The 26,145-nt window shown below is 73.7% G+C and carries 22 protein-coding genes and 2 pseudogenes; 7 read left to right on the forward strand and 17 right to left on the reverse strand.

The features are described 5' to 3' along the window. Positions 1-150: 150 nt before the first annotated feature. From GEV43_RS09765 to GEV43_RS09805, 10 genes and pseudogenes are all read right to left on the reverse strand, one after another. Entirely contained in the window at positions 151-1,122 is a 972-nt protein-coding gene (locus GEV43_RS09765) for an LLM class flavin-dependent oxidoreductase (protein ID WP_160820403.1), read from the reverse strand. 369 nt (positions 1,123-1,491) lie between these two features. Beyond that, positions 1,492-1,737, reverse strand: coding sequence for a DUF2630 family protein (locus GEV43_RS09770; RefSeq protein ID WP_160820404.1), 246 nt, complete (start codon positions 1,735-1,737; stop codon positions 1,492-1,494). A gap of 82 nt (positions 1,738-1,819) precedes the next feature. Next, entirely contained in the window at positions 1,820-3,034 is a 1,215-nt protein-coding gene (locus GEV43_RS09775; RefSeq protein ID WP_160820405.1) for a hypothetical protein, read from the reverse strand. A gap of 85 nt (positions 3,035-3,119) precedes the next feature. Next, positions 3,120-3,980: an aldehyde dehydrogenase gene (locus GEV43_RS09780; RefSeq protein WP_160820406.1), complete on the reverse strand. Its 861-nt coding sequence runs from the start codon at positions 3,978-3,980 to the stop codon at positions 3,120-3,122. Beyond that, positions 3,973-5,403: an aldehyde dehydrogenase family protein gene (locus tag GEV43_RS09785; protein ID WP_160820407.1), complete on the reverse strand. Its 1,431-nt coding sequence runs from the start codon at positions 5,401-5,403 to the stop codon at positions 3,973-3,975. The genes GEV43_RS09780 and GEV43_RS09785 overlap by 8 nt, the downstream gene beginning before the upstream one ends. Before the next feature lie 2 nt (positions 5,404-5,405). Then, positions 5,406-6,335 (reverse strand): deoxyribose-phosphate aldolase, encoded by a 930-nt coding sequence (gene deoC / locus GEV43_RS09790; RefSeq protein WP_309239555.1) that lies wholly within the window; start codon positions 6,333-6,335, stop codon positions 5,406-5,408. Between the two features lie 214 nt (positions 6,336-6,549). Further along, positions 6,550-6,942: a chorismate mutase gene (locus tag GEV43_RS09795; RefSeq protein WP_206681109.1), complete on the reverse strand. Its 393-nt coding sequence runs from the start codon at positions 6,940-6,942 to the stop codon at positions 6,550-6,552. A gap of 164 nt (positions 6,943-7,106) precedes the next feature. Next, positions 7,107-7,376: a hypothetical protein gene (locus GEV43_RS49855; protein ID WP_241682843.1), complete on the reverse strand. Its 270-nt coding sequence runs from the start codon at positions 7,374-7,376 to the stop codon at positions 7,107-7,109. An 88-nt stretch (positions 7,377-7,464) separates the two neighbouring features. Further along, positions 7,465-7,821 (reverse strand): annotated as a pseudogene (locus GEV43_RS55935) (DUF1152 domain-containing protein); the annotation flags it as partial. Positions 7,822-7,982: 161 nt separating this feature from the next. Next, the gene (locus tag GEV43_RS09805; protein ID WP_160820408.1) at positions 7,983-9,659 is read right to left on the reverse strand and encodes an LLM class flavin-dependent oxidoreductase; all 1,677 of its coding nucleotides are present in this window, start codon (positions 9,657-9,659) and stop codon (positions 7,983-7,985) included. 452 nt (positions 9,660-10,111) lie between these two features. Between GEV43_RS09805 and GEV43_RS54720 the strand changes: the two genes are divergently transcribed. The 3 genes and pseudogenes from GEV43_RS54720 (at position 10,112) to GEV43_RS53730 (ending at position 16,404) form a co-directional block, all read left to right on the forward strand. Beyond that, positions 10,112-12,268, forward strand: a complete 2,157-nt coding sequence (locus tag GEV43_RS54720; RefSeq protein ID WP_160820409.1) for a CHAT domain-containing protein — start codon at positions 10,112-10,114, stop codon at positions 12,266-12,268. 38 nt (positions 12,269-12,306) lie between these two features. Further along, positions 12,307-13,379: pseudogene (locus GEV43_RS49870) on the forward strand (CaiB/BaiF CoA transferase family protein). A gap of 34 nt (positions 13,380-13,413) precedes the next feature. Next, entirely contained in the window at positions 13,414-16,404 is a 2,991-nt protein-coding gene (locus GEV43_RS53730; RefSeq protein ID WP_309239556.1) for an AAA family ATPase, read from the forward strand. Between the two features lie 641 nt (positions 16,405-17,045). Here the strand turns inward: GEV43_RS53730 and GEV43_RS09830 are convergent. Continuing rightward, on the reverse strand, positions 17,046-17,759 hold the full coding sequence (locus tag GEV43_RS09830; protein ID WP_309239557.1) for a methyltransferase: 714 nt from the start codon (positions 17,757-17,759) through the stop codon (positions 17,046-17,048). Positions 17,760-18,035: 276 nt separating this feature from the next. Then, entirely contained in the window at positions 18,036-18,884 is an 849-nt protein-coding gene (locus GEV43_RS09835; RefSeq protein WP_160820413.1) for a hypothetical protein, read from the reverse strand. 460 nt (positions 18,885-19,344) lie between these two features. Here GEV43_RS09835 and GEV43_RS09840 point away from each other — a divergent pair, with 460 nt between their 5' ends. Further along, positions 19,345-20,106, forward strand: a complete 762-nt coding sequence (locus GEV43_RS09840) for an IclR family transcriptional regulator (protein ID WP_160820414.1) — start codon at positions 19,345-19,347, stop codon at positions 20,104-20,106. Between the two features lie 16 nt (positions 20,107-20,122). Here GEV43_RS09840 and GEV43_RS09845 read toward each other — a convergent pair whose 3' ends face one another. The 5 genes from GEV43_RS09845 to GEV43_RS09860 all read right to left on the reverse strand — a co-directional run bounded on the left by GEV43_RS09845 (position 20,123) and on the right by GEV43_RS09860 (position 24,861). After that, the gene (locus tag GEV43_RS09845) at positions 20,123-20,917 is read right to left on the reverse strand and encodes an enoyl-CoA hydratase/isomerase family protein (RefSeq protein WP_160820415.1); all 795 of its coding nucleotides are present in this window, start codon (positions 20,915-20,917) and stop codon (positions 20,123-20,125) included. 66 nt (positions 20,918-20,983) lie between these two features. Beyond that, a complete protein-coding gene (locus GEV43_RS09850; RefSeq protein WP_160820416.1) occupies positions 20,984-22,129 on the reverse strand; it encodes an acetyl-CoA C-acetyltransferase in 1,146 nt (381 codons plus the stop codon). A 164-nt stretch (positions 22,130-22,293) separates the two neighbouring features. Next, complete coding sequence (locus tag GEV43_RS49885; RefSeq protein WP_241682845.1) at positions 22,294-23,118, reverse strand: MarR family winged helix-turn-helix transcriptional regulator; 825 nt, start codon at positions 23,116-23,118, stop codon at positions 22,294-22,296. After that, entirely contained in the window at positions 23,115-24,335 is a 1,221-nt protein-coding gene (locus GEV43_RS49890) for an MDR family MFS transporter (RefSeq protein ID WP_241682846.1), read from the reverse strand. The genes GEV43_RS49885 and GEV43_RS49890 overlap by 4 nt, the downstream gene beginning before the upstream one ends. A 127-nt stretch (positions 24,336-24,462) precedes the next feature. Next, positions 24,463-24,861: a hypothetical protein gene (locus GEV43_RS09860; protein ID WP_309239558.1), complete on the reverse strand. Its 399-nt coding sequence runs from the start codon at positions 24,859-24,861 to the stop codon at positions 24,463-24,465. Positions 24,862-24,968: 107 nt separating this feature from the next. Between GEV43_RS09860 and GEV43_RS46790 the strand changes: the two genes are divergently transcribed. The 3 genes from GEV43_RS46790 (at position 24,969) to GEV43_RS09865 (ending at position 26,141) form a co-directional block, all read left to right on the forward strand. After that, positions 24,969-25,130, forward strand: a complete 162-nt coding sequence (locus GEV43_RS46790; protein WP_164717184.1) for a hypothetical protein — start codon at positions 24,969-24,971, stop codon at positions 25,128-25,130. Positions 25,131-25,320: 190 nt separating this feature from the next. Continuing rightward, positions 25,321-25,485, forward strand: coding sequence for a hypothetical protein (locus GEV43_RS49895; RefSeq protein WP_241682847.1), 165 nt, complete (start codon positions 25,321-25,323; stop codon positions 25,483-25,485). Then, positions 25,449-26,141 carry a class I SAM-dependent methyltransferase gene (locus tag GEV43_RS09865; protein WP_241682848.1) on the forward strand — a complete coding sequence of 231 codons (693 nt, stop codon included), beginning with the start codon at positions 25,449-25,451 and terminating at the stop codon, positions 26,139-26,141. Before GEV43_RS49895 ends, GEV43_RS09865 begins: the two co-directional genes overlap by 37 nt. Positions 26,142-26,145 lie beyond the last annotated feature (4 nt).

Raw genomic sequence — 26,145 nt, forward strand, 5'->3', positions numbered from 1 at the left:
GGCGGCCCTGACTTGCTGACCCCACTGGCCGCGGACTCGCCCCGGCGGACTCGCCCCGGCGGGCCTTGACCTGACGGCCCTTGACCTGACGGACTCACCCCGGCGGACTCGCCCCGGCGGGCCTTGACCTGACGGACTCGGCCCGGCGGATCATCCGTTGGGGCGTGCTCCGGAGGAACTTGCTCCCGAGGGGCTCGCTCCGGCGGGCCCCGGCTCGGTGGGGACGGCCTCGGAGGGCCTCGTCCCGGCGCGTTCGCGGCCGACCTGCTCGCGGACCGCCGGGGCCACCTCCATGGCGAACGCGCCGAGCTGCTCGGGGTCTCCGGCGTAGACGAACGTGTCGACGCCGTGGCCCACGGCCAGCTCGGTCAGCTCGTCCGCCCACTGGCGGACCGGGCCCTTCAGGAAGCCCTGCGAGCCGCGCTCGTCGATCGCCCCGGACAGGTTGTAGATCCGGCGGATCTCGGCGGGGTCGCGGCCGGCGGCCTGCGCGGCGTGGTCCACCCGCCGCTGCCCGGCCAGCAGCCCGGCGGGCGCGACGTACGCCGACGACACGATCCAGCCGTCGGCGAGGCGGCCGGTCAGCTCCAGGGCGCGCGGGCCCGTGACGCCGAGCCAGATTCCGATCCGGTGGGCGGGCTCGGGGCCCGGCTGCGCGCCCGCGAGCCGGTGGTACGCGCCGTCGAACCGCAGTCCCCGCTGGTCGCCCCACAGCATCCGGATGAGCCGTACCGCCTCCTCCAGCGCGGTCCGGGCCTCCCGCGGCGTGCGGCGCGGGCCGCCGTACGCCTCGATCGCGTCCCAGAACGCGCCGGCGCCGAGGCCCAGCTCGACCCGTCCGCCGCTCAGGCGGTCCATGGAGGCCATCGCCTTGGCGAGCGTCGCGGGCGGACGGAGCGGCAGGCACGCCACCGCCGGGAACACCCGAATCCGGGACGTGGCGGCCAGCAGCATCGCCATCAGCGACGGCGTGTCGACGAACCGGCCCTGGTACGGATGGTCCTGGACGCCGATCAGGTCGAGCCCCAGCCGGTCGGCCTCCTGACCGATCGCGATCAGCGGCTCGGACGCGTCCGGCGTCAGGAAGTACCCGAACCGGATCGGCCGCCCGTAGTCAGGCATCCCGGCCCGCCGCCGCGAAGCCTGCGTCGGAGCCCGGTGCGGAGCCCACAGCGGAGCCCGGTGCGAGGCCCAGCCCGGAGCCCGGTGCGAGGCGCGGTGCGACGCCCGGCGCGAGGCCCCGTGCGAACCCCGGCTCGGAGCCCGGTGCGAGGCGCGGTGCGACGCCCGGCGCGGGGCCCCGTGCGAACCCCGGCCCGGAGCCCGGTGCGAGGCGCGGTGCGACGCCCGGCGCAAGGCCCGGTGCGACGCCCGGCCCGGAGCCCGGCGCGAGGCCCGGCTCGGAACCCGGTGCGAACCCCGGTGCAGGGCCCGGTGCGAATCCCGGCTCGGAGCGCGGTGCGGGGCCCGGTGCGGGGGCGGTGGTGGGGCTCACTGGCGGTAGCCCTCGACCTCCGCCACGGAACGGACCTCGGCGTCGTCCGGGTTCTCCCCGAACTCCTGCCGGGCCCGGCGCTGGCGGAGCAGGTCCCAGCACTGGTCCAGGGCCACCTCGAGCCGTTCCAGGCGGTCGCGCTCCTCGTCCTCGGTGAGGCCGGTGCGCTGGTGGCGGTCGCGGAGCCGCTGCTCCTCGCCCACCAGGTCGTGGATGCGCCCGAGGATCTCCTTGTCGTCCATCGACTCGCCCTCCGCTCGGTCGTGGAACTCCGGCAGAGCCCCGTCCCCGCGAACGGGAAGGGGCTCCGCCGCCGGGCTCCGGCTACTGGCTGCGCTCGGCGGCGCTCGTCAGGCCGGACAGGAATCCGCCGTCCGTGCTCGTCGAGTGCGCCATCGAGCCCGGGTCCGTCTTCGCCTCCACCATCGAGGCCGGGGACGACGGCGAGCCGTTGGACCGCTTGGTCCCGTTGCCGGAACGGGCCGTCCCGGACGAGGAGCCCGCCCCGGACGAGGAGTCCTTCGAGGACGACGACCCTCCCGTCCGGGCGCCCGCGGTGGACCGCGACCGGGCCGTGGCGGTGGTCCGGCGCGTGGCCGGCTTCGCCGCCGACGTGCTCCGGCGCGCCGTCGTCGAACGCGACGCCGTGCTACGGCTCGTCGCGGGCTTGGACCGCGACGAGGCCGCCGACGTGCGGCGCGTCGTCGTTCCCGACCGGGACGACGCGGCGCGGGTGCCCGTGCTCCGCGACGCCGTGCCGCGCGTGCCCGTGCTCCGCGACGCGGTGCTCCGGGTGCCCGTGCCCCGCGACGCGGCGCGCGTGCCGGTGCTCCGGGAGCCGGTGCTCCGAGAGCCCGTGCCGCGCGACGTGGTGCTCCGCGAACTCGTGCTCCGCGTGCCCGTACTGCGCGAGCTCGTGCCGCGGGACGACGAGGCGCGGGTGCCGGTGGTCGCCTTGGTGGTCTTCATGGTCTTGGCCGCGGAGTTCATCGCCTTCGCGGCGTCCGACATCGCCTTGGTCGCGCTCGTCATCGCCTTGGTCATGGCCGTCATGGCCTTGGCCGACGAGGACGCCTTGGTCGCCACCGACTTCATCTGCGTGGCGGCGGCCTTGGCCTGCGTCGCGGCCTTGTTGACCGACGTGGCGGCGCGGCCGCCGCTCCGGCTCGCCGCGGTACTGGTCCGCGACGTGGTGCTCCGGCTCGACGCGGGCTTGCGCGCCGACGTGCTCTTGCTCGTGGTGCTCCGGCCGGTCGTCCGCGCCGCGCTGGTGCGCCTGGTGGCGGGACGGCTGGACGTGGACCGCTTCGCGGCCGTGGACGTGCTCCGCTTCGCGGCGGGCTTGCGCGCCGTGCTCGTCCTCGACGACGTGCGCGCACTGACCGTGGTACGGCCGCCCGCGGTGCTCGCGGCGGCGGCGCTGGTGCGCTTGCCGCCGGTGCTCCTCTTCGCGGCGGGGGTCTTCCTCGCCGCCGTGCCCTTGGTACGACCGGCCGACCTTCGGCTGGAGGCCGTACGCGATGTGGTGTTGGTAGGCACTGATCCACCCCCCGTGCATGATCAGTTACGGAGGGTTCTATTCCACACTTGCCGTCTGTCTACACACCTATCGCACTTCGAGGGCTCAGACGCCCACCGGATGCCACACCGTCTTGGTCTCCAGGAATGCCGTCATCCGGGCCGTTCCGGGCTCCGCGGACCAGTCCTGGCGGCTCGGGCGCAGCACCCTTTTGAGGTTGCCCGCGGCGGCCTCTTCGAGCTCGCGCACCGCGTCCGGGGACGCGCCCGCGAGGTCGATCGCGTCCACGTCCATGTGCGAGGCGAGCCAGGGCGCCAGCTCGCCGCGGCGGCCCGTCAGCAGGTTGACGACGCCGCCGGGCAGGTCGGACGTCGCGAGCACCTCGGCGAGCGTGACGGCGGGCAGCGGCGCGGGCTCGGACGCGACGACCACGGCGGCGTTGCCCGACACGATCGCGGGCGCGACGACCGACACCAGGCCGAGCAGCGGCGAGTCGGGCGCGACGATCCCGACGACGCCGGTGGGCTCGGGCGTGGAGAAGTTGAAGAACGGGCCCGAGACCGGGTTGGCGGACCCGGCGACCGCGCCGAGCTTGTCGGCCCAGCCCGCGTACCAGACCCAGCGGTCGATCGCCTCGTCCACCTCGGAGGCCGCCGCGTTCTTGCCCGCGCCCGCCGCCCGCAGCTCGTCCGCGAACTGGGCGCGGCGGCCTTCGAGCATCTCCGCGACCCGGTAGAGGATCTGGCCCCGGTTGTAGGGGGTACGGGCCGCCCAGCCGCCGGACGCCTTGCGCGCGGCCGCGACCGCGTCGCGCACGTCCTTGCGGGACGCCCGCGACGCGTTGGCGAGGAAGCGGCCCTTCGCGTCGTTCACCACGTACGACCTGCCGGACTCCGAGCGGGGGAACGCGCCCCCGATGAACAGCTTGTAGGTCTTGCGCACGCCAAGCCGGGCTCGCTCAGACATTCAGGTACGCCTCCAGGCCGTGCCGTCCGCCCTCGCGGCCGAATCCGGACTCCTTGTAGCCGCCGAACGGCGACGCCGGGTCGAACTTGTTGAACGTGTTGGCCCAGACGACCCCGGCCCGGAGCCGTTCGGCCATCCACAGGACGCGGGAGCCTTTCTCGGTCCAGACCCCGGCCGACAGGCCGTACGGCGTGTTGTTGGCCTTCTCGACGGCCTCGGCGGGCGTGCGGAACGTCAGCACCGACAGGACCGGCCCGAAGATCTCCTCGCGGGCGATGCGGTGCGACTGGGCGACGCCGGTGAACAGGGTCGGCGCGAACCAGAACCCCCGCTGCGGCAGCTCGCAGGGCGGCGACCAGCGGCCCGCGCCCTCCGCCTCGCCCGCCTCCGACAGCATCCTGATCTTGTCGAGCTGGGCGGCGGAGTTGATCGCGCCGACGTCGGTGTTCTTGTCGAGCGGGTCGCCGACGCGCAGCGTCGCCATCCGGGCCTTGAGCCGTTCGAGCAGCGCGTCCGCGACGGACTCCTGGACGAGCAGCCGCGACCCGGCGCAGCAGACGTGCCCCTGGTTGAAGAAGATCCCGTTGACGACGCCCTCGACGGCCTGGTCCAGCGGCGCGTCGTCGAACACCACGTTGGCGGCCTTGCCGCCGAGCTCCAGCGTCAGCCGCTTGCGGGTGCCCGCCGCCGCCCGCGCGATCAGCTTGCCGACCTCGGTCGAGCCGGTGAACGCGACCTTGTCGACGCCGTCGTGCTCGACCAGCGCCCGCCCCGTCTCGCCCGCGCCGGTGACGATGTTGACCACGCCGGGCGGCAGGTCGGCCTGCTGGCAGATCTCCGCGAACGCCAGCGCCGTCAGCGGGGTCGTCTCGGCGGGCTTCAGCACGACGGTGTTGCCGCAGGCGAGCGCCGGGGCGATCTTCCAGGCCAGCATCAGCAGCGGGAAGTTCCACGGGATGACCTGCCCGGCGACGCCGACCGGCCGCGGGTCGGGGCCGAACCCCGCGTACGGCAGCTTGTCGGCCCAGCCGGCGTGGTAGAAGAAGTGCGCCGCGACGAGCGGGACGTCCACGTCGCGGGACTCGCGGATCGGCTTGCCGTTGTCGATCGACTCCAGCACCGCCAGCTCCCGGGCCCGTTCCTGGACGAGCCTCGCGATCCGGTAGAGGTACTTGGCGCGTTCCCGGCCGGGCATCGGGCCCCAGACCCGGTCGTACGCGGCGCGCGCGGCGGCCACCGCGCGGTCCACGTCGGCGGCGTCGGCGCGGGCGATCTCGGCGAGCGTCTCCTCGTTGGCGGGGTTCACCGACTTGAACGGCTCGCCGCGGCCGCCGGTGAACTCCCCGCCGACGAACAGCCCGTACGAGGGCCGGATGTCGACGATGTCCCGCGACTCCGGTGCCGGGGCGTACTCGAAGGCCATCGCTAGTCCTTGGTGAAGTGGTCGGGACCGGAGTAGACGCCGGTGGCGAGCTTGCGGCGCTGCATCAGCAGGTCGTTCAGCAGGCTGGAGGCGCCGAGCCTGAACCAGCGGGGCGTCAGCCAGTCGGGGCCGGCGGTCTCGTTGACGAGGACGAGGTAGCGGATCGCGTCCTTGGTCGTCCGGATGCCTCCGGCGGGCTTGACGCCGACCTGCCGCCCGGTCGCGTCGCGGAAGTCGCGGACGGCCTCCAGCATCACCAGCGTGACCGGGAGCGTGGCGGCGGGGGCGACCTTGCCGGTCGAGGTCTTGATGAAGTCGGCGCCGGCCCGCATGGCCAGCCACGAGGCGCGCCGGACGTTGTCGTAGGTGGCCAGCTCGCCGGTCTCGAAGATGACCTTCAGATGGGCGTCGCCGCACGCCTGCCTGGTCGCGACGATCTCCTCGTGCACCTTGAGGTAGTCGCCCGCGAGGAACGCGCCCCGGTCGATCACCATGTCGATCTCGGTGGCGCCCGCGGCGACCGCGGCCCGCGTGTCGGCGAGCTTGGCCTCCAGCGGCGCCCGTCCCGACGGGAACGCGGTGGCGACGCTCGCGACGCCGACGCCCGTGCCGCGCACGGCCTCGGCCGCGACGCCGGCGAGGTCGGGGTAGACGCAGATCGCCGCGACCTTCGGCACGCCGGGGTCGGCCGGGTCGGGCCGGACGCCCTTGGCGCACAGCGCCCGCACCTTGCCGGGCGTGTCGGCGCCCTCCAGGGTGGTCAGGTCGACCATCGAGATCGCCAGGTCGATCGCCTCGGCCTTGGCGGACGTCTTGATCGAACGGGTGGCGAGGCGCGCGGCCCGCTCGTCGGCGCCGACCTGGTCGACGCCCGGCAGGCCGTGCAGGAACGCGCGCAGTTCCCCCGCGCTTGTACGTGTCTCCGTTGCCACCACCCCAGCATCACCCAGCCGGGGCCCCCGCACCAAACAGCCGCAATCTCGTTTGGATCACGCTCGTGTCAGGCGTCCTCGCACACCGACGGCACGGCGCGGCCCAGCCCGGCCAGGTGCAGGCCGTCCAGCCGCCGCTCGTGCTCGGCCTGCCGAACGGCCCCGGCGAGCCGCAGTCCGCAGAACGGGTCGGCCCGTACGCCGCGGGTGGCCTTCAGCTCGGCGAGCAGTTCGCCGGTGACGCGGTCGAGGGCCGGCCGGACCTCGCCCTCCAGGTCGGGCCGTTCCGCCGGGGCCCGCCCGGGGCGCGCCTGCCAGCGCAGGAACAGCCCCGCTCGACGAGCTTGGCGGCCTCGATCTGGTCGCGGAAGACCGCCACCGACCGGCCGGGGTCGATGCCCATCTCGCCCGAACGGCGCGCGACGTCCGCCAGCAGCTCCCGCTCCCGCGCGGCGTCCTCGATCGGCCTGCCGGTCCCCCATTTCGCGGCGGCGACCCGGTCGGCCAGCGCGAGCCGTTCGGCGGCGACCCGGACCAGCGGCGCGAGCGACCGCGCCGGAACCTCGGCCCGCGCGGCCCCCGGCGGCGCCAGCACGGCGACGACCACGGCACATCCCGTACACAAGCGCCCCAACGGCACGGCGAACCCCTCCCCCGGACAGATGTCCCACCCACCCTCGGCATCACGCTCCGCACCCGTCAACCCACCCGAAGCCAAGATCAACAAATCCCGCCACGATCTTCACCCGGCGCTGGGGAACGCCCGCCCGCTCAGTGCGGATACTGCCGAGCCCGCCGAAGCCGCCCGCCCCCCGCGACGTACTCCGCGCGGAACTTCTCGACGACCGATCCGACCTGCCGGACGAGCCGCGTGCCCTCGATGCGGTCCAGGTAGAGCGAGCGCCGGGCGAGGCCGTCGAGGTCGACGGCGAAGTAGACGGCCATCAGCGGGTTGACGAACAGCTCGCTGTCCGCGGTCCGGTCCGTGAAGCGGACGTCGCCGAACTCCCCGCGCAGCGCGGCGGCGATCGAGCCGTTCACGATGCTGGGACGCCGCGGCACGGCGGTAGGAGTCCACGCCGAAGCCGAGCGACACGACGATCTTCTCGGGGACGTCGAGGCCCCGCACGGCCGCGAGGCTCGCCATGTCCTCCTCGGGCGTGCCGAGGCCGGCCTCGTCGCCGCGCAGGAGGATGTCGGTGCCGCCGTCCACGAGGACCACCGCGTCGGCGTCGAGCGTCTCCACGAGGTGCCGGTACGCGGCGCGGAGCGGCTGGACGCCGAGTTTCGGGAACGCGTGGACGGTCGAGGGCAGGCCCTGGCGGTCCAGCCAGCGCGACAGCGTGCCCTCGGGGAAGTACCAGTCGCGGCTCTCGGTCTCGGGCGTCACCGCGACGACGTCCTCACCGATCCACGCGTCGGACGGCAGGCCGTAGAGGGCGCTGAACGACAGGTTCGCCAAGTGGACGTCCTTGCCGTCGTCCATCAGCGCGAGGGCCAGAGGCAGGCCCGCGAACACGTCGAAACCGCCGCCGGCACCGGCGATCAGGGGGCGGCGGGATTTCTTCAGGCGTGTGAACAGGGGTGGTTCCTGGAGAGAGAACACCCCGGGACCGTACCCGTTGGATCGGTGGTTTTCGTGGGTTTTCAGTAGGGGGACGGGCCGCCGAACATTTCGCTGATGCGGGGGGCGAGTTCGACGTCGCCTTGGAGTTTCAGGCGGCCGTCCATGAGGAGCATCGCGGGATTGGCGTCGCCGGCGAGAAGGCGCAGGAAGTCGGCGGTGGCGACGGTGAGGGCGAGTGCGGGTTCCGCCGCCTTTCCGGGACGGACGCGCGCCCTGCCGCCGCGGACGATGATCGTCCAGGTGGTGGCCGCGCCGTCCGTACGGGTCAGGCGGAATTGCAGCGCTCCCTCGAACGCGGCGGACGGATCGTACGCGCGGGCCATTCCGCTGAACAGCACGCGCTGCGCGGCCGGGCCGAAGCGGCGCTCGATCTGCGCGTCGGAGCGGCCGTGGACCAGCAGGTAGAAGCCCTGCTGGACGCGGCGGCGGGCCTCGGAGCGCAGGCTTCTCGGCCTGTTCGCGCGGGCGAGCTCGGCGTCCTCGTCGATGCGGTAGCCGGGCGGCAGGGTACGGGCCGGGGCGCGGCGGGCCAGCGCCGCCTCGATGGCGGGGGCGAGCCGTTCGGCTTTGGCGTTCTCGCGTTCCTCGCGGCCTTCGAGGAAATGCGGGAGCACGGAACTGCCGAACAGTTCGAGGCTCTCGCAGATGTGCTCGTGCTTGTTGGGCCCCGCCTGGAGGACGAACGCGACCTGGTCGACGCCCGCGTCCTCGTAACGGCGGACGAGTTCGGTGACCTGCTCCGGCGTTCCGACGGCGCCGCGCAGTGAGCCGACGTTGACGTTGAGCGACTCGGCGTTGGCGATGATCCGGTCCCGGTCGAAACCGCGCGCGGCCCGGCGCTCCTGGAATTCGTCCCACACGTTCGTACGGCCCGGATCGTGCGGCGTGGTGCCGTAGTAATGGGCGAGCGCGAAACCGAAGAAATGCGCGCCGTCGATGCCGCGGCCGATGGCCGTCGCCTCGTCCTCGTGCAGCATCATCGGCAGCACGACGGTGACGTTGGGGTTGACGGCGAAACCGGCGGGGACGCACTCGTCCGACCCGATGATCCGGTAGTACTCGTCCACCCACTTCGCGGCGTCCTCGGGCTCGACGAACGAGAACGACAGGGCGCCCATCCCGTTGCGGGCCGCGAAGCGGATCGTCTCGCGGCGGGAGCACGCGACCCACAGCGGCGGGTGCGGCTTCTGCACGGTCTTCGGGATGACGTTGCGGGGCGGCATCCGCAGGTGCTCCGACCGCCATCCGGCGAACGGCTCCTCCACGAACATGCGGGTGATCGCGTCGATCGCGTCCTGCCACTCCTCCCGCTTGCGGTCGCGGCGGATCCCGAACCCGCCGAGCTCGGCGCTGGACGACGCCTCGCCGGTGCCGAACTCCACGCGCCCGTCCGAGACCAGGTCGAGCGCCGCGATCCGTTCGGCGACGCGGGCGGGATGGTTGACCTCGGGCGGGAGCTGGACGATGCCGTGGCCGAGCCGGATCCGCTCGGTCCGCTGCGAGGCCGCCGCGAGGAACACCTCCGGCGCCGAGGAGTGGCTGTACTCCTCCAGGAAGTGGTGCTCGACCTCCCACAGGTAGTCGACACCGACCCGGTCGGCGATCTCCGCCTGTACGAGCGCGTCGCGGTAGAGCCGGCGCTCGTCGACCTCGCCACCGCGCGGAAGCTGGTGCTCGTAGAAAATCCCGAAACGCATCACACACCCCTCCTCCGCCCCACCGTCACCCGTCTTGGACGTTCCGTCAACAGCATCGGCTCTTGCCGAGCCGGAACGCAGCGGAGAAGATTGGCGTATATCTCCAACAGGCGTGAGGCAGCATGCCCCTCATGGCGACGGCCTATCCGCACCGGTTGCCGGCGGAGTTCGCCCACGGCGAAGTACTCGACGCACTTTCCGTGGACGCTCAGGTCTATTTCCTGTGCGGGGCGTGCGGGCAGGAGTTCCGGCTCAACCCGAGCCTTCCCCAAAGGCCACATGTGTGTCCCCTGTGCGGGGAGCGTGCGCTGGCCGTCGTCCGGCATTCGCTGGAACAGGACACCCTGTGCCTCGAATGCGAGAACGCATGGCACCTCGAACGTAACGGACCGGGCACCGTGCGTTGCCATTTCTGCGGAGCCGAGCGCCTTTTCCCTCTGGCGACCAGGGTCGTGCCGCCGTTCCCTGAACGGTTCCGGGACGTCGCGGACGCCTCCCACGTGTGGGGCGACGACCCGGACGCCGACACCGCACGCGTGTTCGCGGAGGTCGGAGGGCTCTCCGAAGGGGGCGACCACGCCTGGCATCTGCTTCCCGCCAGCGCCTTCCTGGAACGCCTCTACCTCTGGTGCGCCTACGACCCGCGACGCGCCTGGGTGCTGAGGAACGCGCGGGCCGTCCTGCTCCGCGACTTCCACCGCGCGACCGGAGAGATCCGCGCGGGGCTCGATTCACTCGCCCTCTTCCAGGAGTGCGCGGACGCCACGCGAACCACTCTCGAACGCGGAATGGCGCGCTACGACATCGCGCGGACCGCCGCCGCACTGCTCTCCCCCGCCCCGCCGGAACTGGCACTCCTCGGCGGCCAGGAACGGTATTGCCGGATCGGCGTCGAGGCCGCCCGCGAGGCGCTGGAAATCTACCGCGCCCAACCCGGGTCCGAGCACATCCGAAACCTGGTCACCCGTACGGAACAATGCCTTCACAACCTGCTGGCGGCCGGTAACACGCTCGACGGGATCGCGGCGGCGCCCGACCGTTCCGGCGCACTGCCTTCGCGCGCACGCTTCGCTCCACTCCTGCACCTTTTCGGCACCCATCTGGAACGCGGCGACTCCGCGCCCGCCCTCGCGATCCTCCAGGAGTCCGCACGCCTCACCGAGCACCATTTCGCCGCGCGCCCCCTGGACGGCGCCGGCCTGGACGCGGCCGGACGGGCGGACTCGCTGTTCCGGGGCTCGTTCGACGAACTGGCACGGCTGTACGTGGCCGAGGGCAGGGCGGGCATGGCGCTCGCGGCGACCGAGACCGTCCGCGCGATCACCGTCCGCCCCGCCCCCGATCCCGCCCCCGGCCCCGACCTCGCCTTCGGCCCCCGTCCGGGCGGAACGGCGGGGCGCAGGCTCGCGCGCCGCCTCGGCACGGACGTCAGCGCCGCCCGCGTGGCGGACGCGCTGGACCGGCTGGGCGCGGCGGGCTGGCCGTCCGGCACGGCGATCTGCGTGTTCTCCGCCTGCGACGGGTTCATGTCGGTCGTCCTCGCGGCGCGGCGCGGCACGTCCGGGTGGGACGTCGAGTGCGACCAGTGGTCGATCCTCCAGGACGAGTTCGACCGCATGGTCGACGGCCTGGACCTCGCGCCCGGTCCGCAGCGGGAACGCCGCCTCGCGCGCGCGTGCGAGGCCGCCAACGGGTTCTTCTTCGCCGAGATGCTCCCCCTCCTGCACGCGCGCGGACTCGACGGCCTGGCGATCTCCGGGCCCGGACCGCTCGCCCGCCTGCCCTACGAGGCGATCCCCGTGGAAGGCGGGACCGTCCTCGGCGACACGTTCGAGGTCTTCTCCCTGCCTTCCGTGCTGCTGGCCGCCGACCTCGCCGTCCTCGGCCACCGGTGCCCGCCGCGTCGCGCGCTCGTCGTGGCGTACGGCGGCGAGGCGATGCCGGGCTTCCGGGAGGAGGCGGCGCGGATCGAGGAGCTGTGGAACGGACCCCTGGACCTCCTCGACGGCGCGGCGATCTCCAAGCGGGACGTCCTGGACGCCCTCGGCGGCGACTACGACCTCGTCCACCTCGCCTGCCCCGCAACGCCCGACGGCCACGACGAGGCCCAAGGCGACCCGCTCGCGTCCGCGCTGCGCCTGAACGACGCGCGGGACCCGTCCGCCGCGCTCGTGACGGCCGCCGACCTGTTCGGGCGCGGCTTCTCGCGCGGCCCGGTCGTGACCGTCTCCCCCGGCCCGTCCGCGCCGCCCGCTCCGGCGCTGACGCGCGGCCTGCTCCACATGGGCGCGCGCGGCATGATCGTCCCCGGTGGCCGGTGCGCGTTGAGGCGGCCGGACGGTTCACCGAACGGGCGTACGCGGCGATCGCTGAAGGCCACCGCCCCCAGCGGGCCGTCGTCCGGGCCCAGCGCGCTCGGAGCCGCACCGACCCGGTGGAGGACTGGGCCCCGTTCACCTACATCGGCGTCCCCTGACCCGCCGCCCACCGCCCGAAGCCCACCGCTCACCGCCGCAACGACCAAGCGCTCGCTTGACGACCGGCGCCCCGGGACGGCAGCGTTCGACCGGACGGTCTTGCGGCCGTCCGACGAAACCTGGGAGGCGTGATGGCTCTGCTGGACGGGCTGCGGGTGCTCGACCTCACCATGTGGCGGCCCGGGCCGTACGCCACCCAGCTCCTCGCCCAGCTCGGCGCCGACGTGATCAAGGTGGAGCCGCCGGGCGGCGAGCCCATGCGGGCGTTCCGCGGCCACTTCGACCTGCTCAACCAGCACAAGCGCAGCGTCGCGCTCGACCTCAAGACCCCCGAGGGCCTCGCCCGCTGCCGGGAACTGGCCGCGGGCGCCGAGGTGTTCGTCGAGGGCTTCCGCCCCGGCGTCGCCGAACGGCTCGGCGTCGGCCACGCGGCCCTGCGCGCGCTCAACCCGGCCCTCGTCTACTGCTCGCTCTCCGGGTACGGGGCGCAGGGGCCGCTGGCCGACGTCCCCGGCCACGACGTCAACTACCGTGCGTACGCCGCCGCCCTGCCCCGGACGCGGCCTCCCCCGACGCCGCCGAACTCCCCGTCGCCGACATGGCCGCCGCGACCATGGCCGCGTTCGCGATCACCGCGGCCTGCCTGAAGGCCCGCGGCACCGGCGTCGGCGACCGGATCGACCTCGGCATGGCCGACGTCCTCGCCAACTGGGTCGGCACCGTCCCCACCCCGGCCACCCCGGCCGCGGCCGCCCCGGCCGCCCCGCGCGCGGACGGCGCGGACCGGCGGGCCGGGCCCGTGCCCGGCTACGGCGTCTACGCGACCAAGGACGGCCACAAGGTCACACTCGGGGTGGTGTCGGAGGAACGGCTGTGGGCCGCCACCTGCCGCGCGCTCGACCTGCCCGAACACGCGGACGTGCCGTTCGCCGAACGGCTCGCGGCCGTACCCGAGCTGGACGCGGCGATCGCCGAGGCCGTCGCGCGCCTCACCCGCGACGAGGCCGTCGAACGCCTCACGGCGGCCGGAGCGCCGGTCGCGCCGCTGCTGGACCGGGCCGGGATGATGGCCCACGACCACTTCCGCGCGCGCGGCGTCGTCGCGGACGGAACGGTCGGCAGCCCCGTCCGGACGGCCGTCCACCCCCCGCTGCCGCCCGGCCCCGTCGCCGAGCTCGACGAGCACCGGGGCCAGGCGTGGCGGGCGCCGGGAGGGAGCGCGATCTCACGGACTGATATTTGACGGAAATGTCCTCATCGTTTGGCATGCTTGTGTGGTGAGCGCGCGCGTGATGAGTCCCGTCCTGGTCGGCAGGACGACCGAGCTGGAGGGCCTGCGGGAGGCCCTCGCCGCCGCCCCCGCCGCCGTGCTGATCGGCGGCGAGGCGGGGCTCGGCAAGACGCGCCTGATCAGGGAGTTCGCCGCCGGGCACGGCGACGGCTGCCGGCTGCTCGTCGGCGGCTGCCTGGAGCTCGGCTCCGACGGCCTGCCGTTCGCGCCGTTCACCACCGTGCTGCGCGGGCTGGTCCGCGACATCGGCATCGACGGGGTCGCCGAGCTGCTCCCCCGGTCCGGCACCGGCGGCCTCGCCCGGCTGCTGCCCGAGTTCGGCGAGCCCGAGAGCGAGGCCGCGTCCGCCGAGGAGCGGGCCCGGCTGTTCGAGCTGATGCTCACCCTGCTCGTACGGCTCGCCGACCGCGGCCCGGTCACGCTGGTGATCGAGGACGCGCACTGGGCCGACCGCTCCACCCGCGACCTGCTGGCGTTCCTGATCCGCAACCTCGGCGGCACTCCGCTGCTGGTCGTGGTGACCTACCGCTCCGACGAGCTGCACCGGGGCCATCCGCTGCGGCCCCTGCTGGCCGAGCTCGACCGGGTCGACCACGTCCGCCGGGCCGAGCTGACCCGGCTGTCGCGGGCCGACGTGGCCGCGCTGACCACCGCCCTGCTCGGCGACGAGCCGCCGCCCGGCCTGGTCGAACGGGTCCACGCCCGCAGCGAGGGCAACCCGCTGTTCGTCGAGGCGCTGCTCGACAGCGACGGCACGCTCGCGTGCGAGCTGCCCGAATCGCTGCGCGACCTGCTGCTCGCGGGCGTCCAGCGGCTGCCCGAGGAGACCCAGGACGTGCTGCGCGACGCGTCCGGCGGCGGCACCCGCATCGAGCACGCGCTGCTCGCGGCGGTGTCCGGCCTGGACGACGCCGCGCTCACCCGCGTGCTGCGGCCCGCCGTCGAGGCCAACGTGCTGGTGGTCGACGGCGACGGCTACGCGTTCCGGCACGCGCTGATCCGCGAGGCCATCCACGACGACCTGCTGCCGGGCGAGTACACCCGCCTGCACACCCGCTACGCCGAGGCCCTGGAGAAGGACCCCTCGCTCGTCCCCGCCGGGCGCCTGTGGGTCGAGCTGAGCCACCACTGGCACGCCGCGCACGACACCACCTGGGCGCTCGTCAGCTCGTGGCGGGCCGCCGCCGACACCCGCAAGGCCCTCGCCTACGCCGAGTGCCTCGCCATGCTGGGCCGCGTCCTCGAACTGTGGGACCGCGTGCCCGACGCCGCCGAACGGATCGGCGTCGACCACACCCGGGTGCTGGAGCAGGCGGTCGCCGCCGCCGAGATCGCGGGCGAGTACGACCGCGGCATCAAGCTCGCCACCGCCGCCCTCCGCAGCCTCGACGAGACCGCCGCCGCAAACCCCGCGACCGCGAACGCCGCAACCGCGGACAGCGACGGCGCGACCGGCGATGGCGCCCCCGGCGACGGCGCGGCCGCCGCGGCGGCGGAGCTGGACGCCCGGCGCGCCTCGCTGCTGGAGCTGCGCGGCCGGATGCGCCACCAGATGGCCCGTCCCGGCTTCGTCGAGGACCTGCGGCTCGCGGCCGAGACGCTGCCCGCCGAGCCGCCCACCGTGCTGCGCGCCCGCGTGCTGTCCACGCTCGCGCAGTACGTGCGCCTCACCACCGACATCGACGTGGCCCGCACCGCCGCCACCGAGTCCCTCGCCATCGCCCGCACCCTCGGCGACCTCACCGCCGAGGCCGACGCGCTGATCACCCTGTTCTGCGCCGACATCGACTACTACGGCGACGTCGAGCTCCTCGCCGAGGTCGAGGACACCGCCCGCCGCGCCGGGCAGCACCGCGTCCTGCTGCGGCTCGCGGTGATCAAGTCGCACTTCCTGGAGGGCGCGGGCAAGCACGAGGAGGCCGCCGAGGTGGCCAGGCTCGGCGTCGAGCAGGCCCGCGACTACGGGGTGGCCCGCACGCACGGCGCGTTCCTCGGCATCAACCGCGCCGAGCCGCTGGTCTCGCTCGGCCGCTGGGACGAGGCGATGGCCGTCCTGCGGCAGGCGATGGAGGAGGACCCGCCGATCACCACCCGCACCTCCCTGGAGGTGCTGCTCGGCGAGCTGGCGCTGGAGCGCGGCGACCTCGACGCCGCCCGCGGCCACTACGACGGCGCGTGCGAGATCATGGACCTCAAGCGGCGCTGGCTGAAGACGCAGGACTACTTCGCGACGCTGCGGCTGGAGGCGCGGATCCGACTCGCCGAGGGCCGTCCCGCCGAGGCGCTGAGGGCCGCGCTGGACGTCGCCGCCCGCACGGGCCTGCCCGACGACAGCCGCTACGCCTGGCCCGTCCTGGTCATCGGCGCGACCGCCTGCGCCGACCTCGGCCCGGACGCCGCCGAGTCCCTCGCCGAACTCCAGGAACGCGCCGACGCGCTGAAGGTGCACGGCCCGGCCCAGGAGGCGTTCCGGCTCACCTTCCACGCCGCCGCGGCCCGCGCGCGCGGCGTCCGCGACAGCGCCGCCTGGGACGAGGTCGCCGCCGTGTGGGAGGGCCTCAAGCGCCCGTACGAGCGGGCCGCCGCGCTGCTGCGCGCCGCCGAGGCCGCGCTGGCCGAGGGCGAGCACGAGTCCGCGTGCGAACGGCTCCTCATCGCCTCGGGCCTCGCGACCGGCCTCGGCGCCAAGCTGCTCGGCGGGCGCGTCGAAGAGCTGCTGCGCCGCACCCGTTCGGCCCGCCGCCCCGGAGCGGGCGCGGAGCCGTCCGCCCCGCTCGGGCTCACGCCGCGCGAGTTCGAGGTGCTGCGGCTGGTCGCCGAAGGGCGCAGCAACCGCGACATCGCCGAGACCCTCTTCATCTCGGCGAAGACGGCCAGCGTGCACGTGTCCAACATCCTGGCCAAGCTCGACGTCGCGAGCCGGGGCGAGGCCGCCGCCACCGCCCACCGCATGGCCCTGTTCGCGCAGCCTTCCTGATCCGGCCCGCCGTCGCGCGCCACCGGTCCGCCGCGGTGGATCCGGCGGCGGGGGCCTCCCCTCCCGGGCCCCCGCCGCCGAATCGTCGGACCACACGGGAACTTCAGTGGCTGGCCTTCCAGATCACGGCCCGCGGCAGTACGCGGTACTCCTCCGCTCGGAGGGACGGGCCGTGATCCGTCCGGCCACTGCAAAGTCTCGCCGCCGGACGCCGCCGGACGCATCGGGAGACCTCCCGATCCCGATACCTAAAAGCAGGCGTCCCGCCCGCGGCCAGGCACCGCCTCCGCTACGGAACGGCCTAGGCAGACCCAGGCGCGACCAGCACGAGTACGTCCCAGCGCAGGAGGCACCGTGCCAGCACGAAAGGCCCCGCCCGTCACTACCCGCCAGGCCCTACTTACGTAGCGCGACAGAGAGCCCACGCACACGCCCCCGAAGACCGACCCCGCCGCCCGACACGCGTCGCCTCACGCGCAACGCGCGGACGCGTTGAAGCGTCGCCCAGCGCACCGACGCGGAGTTGTGGCGTGCGCGGGTGCGGGACGCGGGCTCGGTGGGCGGAGGCGGTGGGGCGGCGGGTCGCGGGGTGAACGCGCGCACAGCGGGAGCGCACGTTCGGGAGCGGTGCGGGGCGCCGGTCAGCGCGGGACGCGGGCCACGCAGAAGACCGTCTGGCCGAACGGCGGCCGGACGACGCGCTCGATCAGCCGGGTCGCCGGGATGACCGTACGGTCGTAGATCTTGACCAGCCGCGGGTCGGGGTAGCCGGCGCCGCCGCGGCGGACCGCGAACCACCAGGCGAGCCCGCCGAGGAAGTTGATCGGCTTCAGCACCTCGGGGACGAGGCCGGCCTCGCGGACGGACGCGCCCAGCGTGGCCGGGGTGTAGCGGGTGACGTGCCCGACCTTGCGGTCGAAGTCGCCGTAGAGCTGCATGTAGCCGGGGACCCAGATGACGATCCGGCCGCCCGGCAGGGTGACGGACGCCAGGTCGCGCAGCGCTTGGACGTCGTCCTTGATGTGCTCCAGGACGTTCATCATGACGACGGTGTCGACCTTCTGCCGGGTCTCGATCTCGGCCGGCAGTTCGAGGTCGAGGACCTCGACGTCGTCGTTGCCCTCGTAGCGCTTGCGGAGCTCGCCGACGCAGTAGGGGTCGTTGTCGCTGACGACGAGGTAGTCGAGCCGTCCGGCGAACTGCTCGGAGAAGTGCCCGAGCCCGGACCCGATCTCCAGCAGGGACCGGCCGACGTGCGGCGCTACGGTCTCGTACTCGTACTTGCGATAGTTGCGGGCCTCGTCGCCGCCGAGGTGGTTCTCCAGCGCGCCGTCCCCGGCGGCCGGCTGGACCACCTCGCCGTCTCCCGCGGTGGGGACGGACGGCTTGGACTGCGGGCCACTACCGAGAACCTTCAGGAGGGAGCCTGCGATGGACTTGTTCTGACCAGGTGACTGCATACTTCCCGCTCGCTGGGTGCGTTTGCGTTCGGCTTGTCGTTCGCCTCATCGGAAGCCGAGTCTCGCTCGTGCGTAACCGATCTCTGGCGCAAGGTCGCGTCAGTCTACCTACACGGCCCGTCCGTCGATGCCCAATACCATCGTTCGAACGCCCATGGAACCGGTTCGTGATCAGCGGCCGGTGAACTCGCGGCGCTCCCCGCGCGCCGCGCGCGTCCCGTTGAGGTGCCAGCCGGCGTCGCCGTAGCGGCGGGCGTGCAGGTCATCGCGCAGGGCGCGCTCGTCGGCGTCGGGGCAGCGGGTGCAGGCGATGCCGTACTCGTCGACGATCACGCTCAGCACCGCGGCGCGGACCGCGTCGAGCGTCACCTCCACGCCGAGGTCGGCGAGGGTGCGGCGGGCGGTGGACGCGCCGGCGGGCGTGACGTAGCCGGGGCCGTCCGGGGAACGGGGCGCGACGTGCACCGCGACGTGGGTGAGGGACGCGCCGCGCGTGCGCAGCCGCGCGGCCTGCACGACGGACCCGTCCCGGAGCGCGGCGGCCGGGAGGCCGAACTCTTCGACGGCCGTGGCCACGAGCACATCGAGGTCGGGCCGCGCTCCGGGGCGGGGGTAGGGGGCCCGCGCGTAGCCGGCGCGGGGCCGGGGGACGGGACGCCCGCCCGCGCGGGCGGAGTGGCCGCGCGCCTGGCAGGGGTCCTGCCGGTGGACGAGGGTGAAGCAGAGCGTGCCGTGGTCGGTGTGGACGGCCTCGCCGCCGGTCGCGCGGCGGACGATCCGGACGTCGTCGCGGGCGCAGGCGGCCAGGTCGACCGCGGCGGCGACGTTCTGGAACCGCCCGACGAGGACGCTCGGCGCGTTCTGCCAGACGCGCAGCACCGGGGACGCGGTCGGCCGCCGGTCGGCGACGCGCCCGAGCGCCTCGTCCAGCGCGAGGTTGCGCGCCGGGTCGCGCGTGTCGTCGACGATCACGTTGAGCATCCGCCCGGCCCCCTCGCGCACGCGTCGCCCTTCGTCCATCCGTCACCAAGGTGCCTGAAACATATCCACCGGCGCGGCAGATCACAGGCCGAGAGTTTTCATATGGTGACACTGTGCAATGAAGGCCAGGTCAGGGTCATAGTACGCCCCCGACCGAGGCGGAGAACGCGCATCGCGGGAGGCGGCCCGGCCCGTCAACTCCTCGGGAATGCGGGCCCTTTCTCGATCTCCATCAGAGCGATCTTCGGGACGCGCCATTCGGTGAGGCGGACCCGGAATTGGCCGCCCTTACGGTCCGCCCAGGCGTCCGGCGGGGGCGCTCGTCCATCGCCTCCGGGCCCGGTACGGGACCCGGACCTTTTCGCCTCTCGACCGTTCGCACCGCGCTCGCCTGCCGAAGTCCGGGAAAGAACCGCCGGGGATCGCCGGAAGTGATCCAATGGGGCGGGTATCACCAAAGTCCTTGACCCAACGGGGCCAGAGGGGTTCGCTGTGCGTGATGGATGAGACACGGAGGCCGACTCTCATCGCCTCGGTGCAGCGGGCGCTGCACCTCATGGAGGTGGTCGCGTCGCATCCGAACGGCGCACCGGCCAAACAGCTCGCCCGCGAGTCGGGCCTGCCCCTCGCCACCGCGTACCACCTGCTGCGCACGCTGGCCCACGAGGGCTACGCGACGCGGCTGTCGGACGGCGTCTGGGTCCTCGGCGACCGGGTCCAGTCGCTGCACGGGCAGAGCAAGACCCAGCAGCTCCTCGCGCGCATCCGGCCGACCCTCATGGCGCTGCGCGACGAGCTCGGCGCCGCGTCGTACTTCGGCATGCACGTGGACGACGAGATCCGCATCATCGACATCGCCGACGGGCCGCGCACCCCGCGCGTCGACCTGTGGGTCGGCTTCGACGACGCCGCGCACGCCACGGCGATCGGCAAGTGCATGCTGAGCCAGCTCGACGCGGAGCGCCGCCGCGAGTACCTGGCCCGGCACCCGCTGCTCGACCTCACCCCGCACACCATCACCGAGCCGCGCCGCCTGCTGAGCACGCTCGACCCGCCCACCGGCGTCTGCATCGACCGCGAGGAGTACGCGATCGGCACGAGCTGCGCGGCCGTCCCGGTCACCGACGCGACCGGCACGGTCGTCGGCGCGCTCGCGATCTCGTGCCGTTCCAGCAAGCTGCCCAAGATCGAGGCGTCCCTGCACCGGATGAAGGCGACGGCGGCCCGCATCGAGCGGACGCTGACCCTGACGGTCCCCTAGCGCGCCCGCTCCGGCGTCAGCGGCCGGTGAAGTCGGGCTCGCGCCCCTCAAGGAACGCGGTGATGCCCTCCTTGGCGTCCTCCGTCGCGGCCAGCTCGACCAGCTCGCCGAGCAGGTGGGCGACCTGGTCCTCCAGCGGGCGGCCCTCGATCGCGAAGAACGCCTCGCGGCCCCTGCGCAGCCCGATCGGGCTCTTGGCGGCGATCGTCCGGGCCAGCCCGTCCACCGCCGCGTCCAGTTCGGCGCGCGGGACGACGTCGGTGACCAGGCCGATCTCGCGGCCCTCGGCGGCGGTGACGCGGCGTCCGGTGTAGTAGAGCTTGAACGCCTGCTTCGGCGGCACGTTCCGGTTGATGATCGCCATGATCATCATGGGCCAGAGGCCGACGTTGACCTCGGGGGTGCCGAGCTTGACGTCGTCGGCGGCGACCACCAGGTCGCAGGCCGCGGCGAGGCCGAGCCCGCCCGCGACCGCGTGCCCGGCCAGCCGCGCGATGATCGGCTTGCCGAGCCGGGGGAACGCGGTGAACAGCCGGTACGGGGCGCTGTCCCGGATCGCGTCCGGGTCCGCCATCGCCCGGCCGTCGCGCTGCGCCGCGCCGAGCCCGCCGAGGTCCGCGCCCGCGCAGAACGCCCGGTCGCCCGCGCCGGTCAGCACGATCACGCGCACCCCGTCGTCCGCCCCGGCCCGGCCGAACGCGTCGAGCAGCTCGTCGATCATCGTGTCGCTGAGCGCGTTGCGGGCCTCGGGGCGGTCCAGCGTGACGCGCGCGACCCGTTCGGCGACCTCGTAGCGGATCGTCTCGTACATGCCCCTCCTCGGACGGCGGCGGGCGGGCCCCCGCAGGGAGGCCCGCCCGCCGATGGCCGGACCGGATCAGACGCGCTCGATGATGGTGGCGTTGGCCTGGCCGCCGCCCTCGCACATCGTCTGGAGGCCGTAGCGGCCGCCCGAGCGCTCCAGCTCGTGCAGCAGCTTGGTCATCAGGATGCCGCCGGTCGCGCCGAGCGGGTGGCCGAGGGCGATCGCGCCGCCGTTCGGGTTGGTCTTCTCCAGCGACGCGCCGGTGTCCTTGGCCCACGCCATCGGCACCGGGGCGAACGCCTCGTTCACCTCGAAGACGTCGATGTCGTCGATCTTCAGGCCGCTCTTGGCGAGCGCCTTCTCGGTCGCCGGGATCGGGCCGGTCAGCATGTAGACCGGGTCCGAGCCGCACACCGCGAGGGTGTGGACGCGGGCGCGCGGGGTGAGGTTGTGGCGCTTGACGGCCTCCTCGGAGGCGATCAGCAGGGAGGACGCGCCGACGGAGATCTGCGAGGCGACCGCGGCGGTGAGGTCCCAGCCCTCGCGCAGCGGCTTCAGCTCCGCCATCTTCTCCAGCGTGGTGTCCGGGCGGGCGCCCTCGTCCTTGCTCAGCCCGGCGATCGGGGCGATCTCGCGGTCGAACACGCCGTTCTCGATCGCCTTGGCGGCGCGCTGGTGGCTCTCCAGCGCGAACTCCTCCAGGTCGCGGCGCTTGTAGCCCCACTTCTCGGCCATGAGCTGCGCGCCGCGGAACTGCGAGACCTCCTGCTGGCCGTACCGCTCGGCCCAGCCGTCGCCGTAGGGGAAGGGCATGCCCTTCTCCAGCGCCATCGCGACCGAGGAGCCCATCGGCACGACGGCCATCTGCTCGACGCCGGCCGCGACGACCAGGTCCTGGGTGCCCGACAGCACGCCCTGCGCGGCGAAGTGGATCGCCTGCTGCGAGGACCCGCACTGGCGGTCGATGGTCACGCCCGGCACGTTCTCGGGCAGGCCCGCCGACAGCCACGCGGTGCGCGCGATGTCCAGCGACTGCGGGCCGACCTGCATCACGCAGCCCATGATCACGTCCTCGACCGCGGACGGGTCCACCCCGGTGCGGTTGACGAGCTCCTTGAGCACGTGGGCCCCGAGGTCGGCGGGGTGGACGTCCTTGAGCGCGCCCTTCTTGGTACCGACGGGGGTACGGACCGCGCCGACGATGTACGCCTCGGCCACTACGCCTCCAAAAGCAGGGTTGGGGTTCCGTCCCGAAACCGAGTGAGATTCGGTCAGTCAGTATGAGATTACATCCCCGGGCGCGGCAAGGGCTGTGACGCCGCCCACCCTAATCCCGCCTGCGTCCCGTTGATCTGCGGCCGAACGGGGCCCGGAGAGGCGTTTCAGACGGATGCGCGGTGGGCGCCGCCGGAGGCGTGGATCTCCCGGCCGTCCGCGTCGTCGCCCAGGGACTCGTGCGCCAGGCGCGTCAGCAGGTCGGCCAGCTCCGGGTGGTCCTCGGGCGACCAGCCCTCCAGGTGCTCGGCGAGGGCCTCGCGGCGGGCCGCGGTGAGCCGCGCGGCGGCGTCCCGTCCGGACCCGGTGGCGAGGAGGTCGCCGTCGCGGCGGACGACGTAGCCGTCGGCGACGAGGCGGTCCACGTACGGGCGGCCCTGCTCGCGCGGGATGCCCGCCCGTTCGGCCAGTTCCCCGCCGCCCACGGTGCCGTCGCGCGCGATGCGGCACAGCGCCCACATGCTCCCGGCGGGCAGGTCGAGCCCGGCGGCGGCGCCGAGCCTGGCGTACATGTCCAGCGCGCGCGGGTCGCGGCGCATCAGCTCGCTGAGCGCCCGTTCGATCTCGTGCCTGGACGAACGGGCCGTCGGCGCCGCGCCGAGCCCCTCCCCGTAGTCCTGCGCCTTCAGGGTCGAGCGCAGCGGCACCTCGCGCAGGAACCAGGTGAGGACGAACGCGATGATCCCGGCGGGCACCGCGTACAGGAACACGGTGTCGATCGACTGTGCGTACGCGTGCAGCACGTCCTGGCGCACCTGCGGCGGGAACCGGTCCATCAGGTGCGGGTTGCCCTGGATGGCCGACGGGTCGAAGCCGGGCGGCAGGCGGCGCTCCCGCGCCAGGTCCTCGATATGGCTCGCGAGCCGGTTGCTGAACACCGTGCCGAACACCGCCACGCCGAACGAGCCGCCGATCTGCCGGAAGAACGTCACGCCGGACGTGGCCGCCCGAGGTCCTCGTACGGCACCGCGTTCTGCACGACGATCACCAGCACCTGCATGACCAGGCCGATGCCGAAGCCGAGCAGCGCGAACCGCAGGCTCATCGACAGGGTGGAGCTGTGCTCGTCCATCCGCGACAGCAGGTACAGCGCGAGCGCGGTGATCGGCGTCCCCAGCACCGGGTACAGCTTGTACCTGCCGGTGTGGGTGATGAGCTGGCCCGACCCGATGGACGCGACCAGCAGGCCGACCATCATCGGCAGCAGGTGGACGCCCGACATCGTCGGCGTCACCCCGTGCACGATCTGGAGGAAGATCGGCAGGAACGTCAGCGCGCCGAACATCGCGAACCCGATCACGAAGCTGATCGTGGAGCTGAGCGAGAACACCGGCTCGCGGAACAGCCGGGGCGCCATCACCGGCTCGGCGGCGCGCCGTTCGACCAGGACCCAGGCGGCGATCAGCACGACCGCGAGCACGCCGAGCCCGATGATCTGCGGGGACGCCCAGCCGTAGCGCGTCCCGCCCCAGGTGGTCAGCAGGACCAGCGAGACCGACCAGCCGACGATGAGCAGGATGCCCAGGTAGTCGATCTTGTGCCGTTCGCGCCGGGACCCGGTCCGCAGCGCGAAGGCGATCGCCGCCAGGGCCAGCACCCCGACCGGCAGGTTGATGTAGAACACCCACCGCCACGACAGGTTGTCGACGAACCAGCCGCCGAGCAGCGGCCCGCACACGCTCGACACGCCGAAGACCGCGCCGAACAGGCCCTGGTAGCGGCCGCGCTCGCGGGGCGGCACCACGTCCCCGACGATCGCGAGGACGAGCACCATCAGCCCGCCGCCGCCGAGCCCCTGCAACGCCCGGAACACGATGAGCTGCGTCATGTCGCCGGCCTGGCCGCACAGCGCCGACCCGACCAGGAAGATCACGATCGAGGTCTGGAACAGCCGCTTGCGCCCGTACTGGTCGCCGAGCTTGCCCCACAGCGGCGTCGAGGCGGTCGCGGCCAGCAGGTAGGCGGTGACGACCCACGACAGGTGGTTCAGCCCGCCGAGGTCGCTGACGATCGTCGGCAGCGCCGTGGACACGATGGTCTGGTCGAGCGCCGCGAGCAGCATCGCGAGCATCAGCGAGCCGAGGACGACGTACAGCTCCCTGCCCCTCGGCATGGACGCCGCCGCCCGCGTCGATGTGTCCGCCGTCATCCCAGCGCCCCCCGGTGCCGTACGTACGGGAGGGTTTACCCACCGCGCGACGATCACACCCGCGCCCCGCCGCGGGCGGGCGGGGCGCGGAGGGCGCGACGAACGGGGAGGAAGGGGGCGGGCCGTTCTAGCGGACGATGTCCTTGGCGACCTTGGCCGCGCCGAGGGCGGCGGAGCCGCCGGCGACGGCCACCGCGCCCGCGCTGACCCACAGCGGGAGGCCGGGACGCGTGCGCACGCCGTTCACGGTGTCGAGGGAGTCGACGACCAGGCCGAGCCGCGCCCAGAGCTTGCGGTGCGAGCCCCTGCTGAGCAGGTACCCGGCGCCGAGCGCGATCTCCCGGGCGGCGAACATCCTGGTGACGTAGTCGCGGCCGGGGTCGGCGTGCCGGCCCATCCCCATCAGCCGGACCGTCAGCCCCGGCGCCGCGAACGCCGCCGCGCCGAGAGCGACCCGCCCGCGCGCGACGCTCAGCATGAGGTCGTCCACAACGTCCCGCTGCTTGTCTTCCTTCGCATCTGCCACAGCCGTGAGGCTAACCCGCGACCGGACGCGCGGCGGCACCGGGGTAACCCCTGCCTTACGTGTCTAGAGTGAGCGTAGGCGGCACCACCCCCCGATCGAAGGTGGCCATGGAAGGGATCCTCGCCCTCTGCGTGATGGCGCTCCTCGCGGCGTTCTGCATCCGCTGGGCCGCGGTCAGGATGCGGATGCAGGCGCCCACGCGGGCCGCCGTCATCATCGTGTTCGTCCTCGTCGTCCTCGCGTTGTGGGGTCAGAGCATGCGGACGTGAGCGCGGAGGATATCTCTGGCCCCGCGAGGCGAACTTCCTGGCGGCGCGGAGAGTCATAACTGGCGATACCGGCTTCCATAGTCCGCTCGGCGTCTCACCGGAGGCGCGCCCGTCCGCGAGGAGCACCCTCCCTCGCGCCGGGGGCGGCGACCCCGTACGACGGAGCCGGCCCGAGCCGAGGGAGTGCAGAGTGCCGCATCCGGCGACCACGATCCAGGAGACCGGCGGCGCGATCGCCCCCCACCTCATGCGCCTTCTGGAGTTCGTCGAACCGTCCCGCGAGGACGTCTGCCTCGACGTCGCGCGCGGGGCGGGCCGATGCCGGCCGCGCTCGGCCCCCGGGTCCGGCACCTGACCGCCGTGGAGGCGAAGCCCGTGCCCGCGCGGGCGGGCGGTCGCCGCACGGCCACCGTCGAGTTCGGGACGGGCCCGGTGCGCCTGCCCGGCGAGGGCGACCTCCCGGCGAGCGCGCGGCGCGACGCGTACGCGGGGCCGCCCGCCCGCCGCGGCTCGCCCGACGGCGCGACGATCCGCGCCGACGCCACCAGGCTGCCCTACCAGGACGACACGTTCTCGCTGGTGACGGCCCGCTTCTCGCTCTACAACCTGGGCGACCCCGAGCACGTCCTGCGCGAGCTGCTGCGGGTGTGCCGGCCCGGCGGACGGCTGATCATCGCCGACCTCGTCCGCGGCAACCTCGCCGGGGCCGAGCGCGACCGCATCGAGCGGCTGCGCGACCCCGACCATCCCGGCACCCCGTCCATCGCCCGGCTCACCGAGATGATCACCTCGGCGGGCGCGTCCATCCGGCGGCTCGACGTGTTCACCGTCGAACGGCCCATCGAGCCGTGGCTGGAGGGCGCCCGCGACGCCGTCGCCGCCGACCGCATCCGCGAGGCGCTCACCGACGAGGTCGACGGCGGGCCCCGCACCGGCGCCAAGCCGCGGATCATCGGCGGCGAGCTGTGGTTCACCCAGTCCTGGGCCCACGTGGCGGCCGAGCCGATCTGACCCG

It is taken from the genome of Actinomadura sp. J1-007 (assembly GCF_009793335.1).
Taxonomy (GTDB): Bacteria; Actinomycetota; Actinomycetes; order Streptosporangiales; family Streptosporangiaceae; genus Spirillospora; species Spirillospora yumaensis.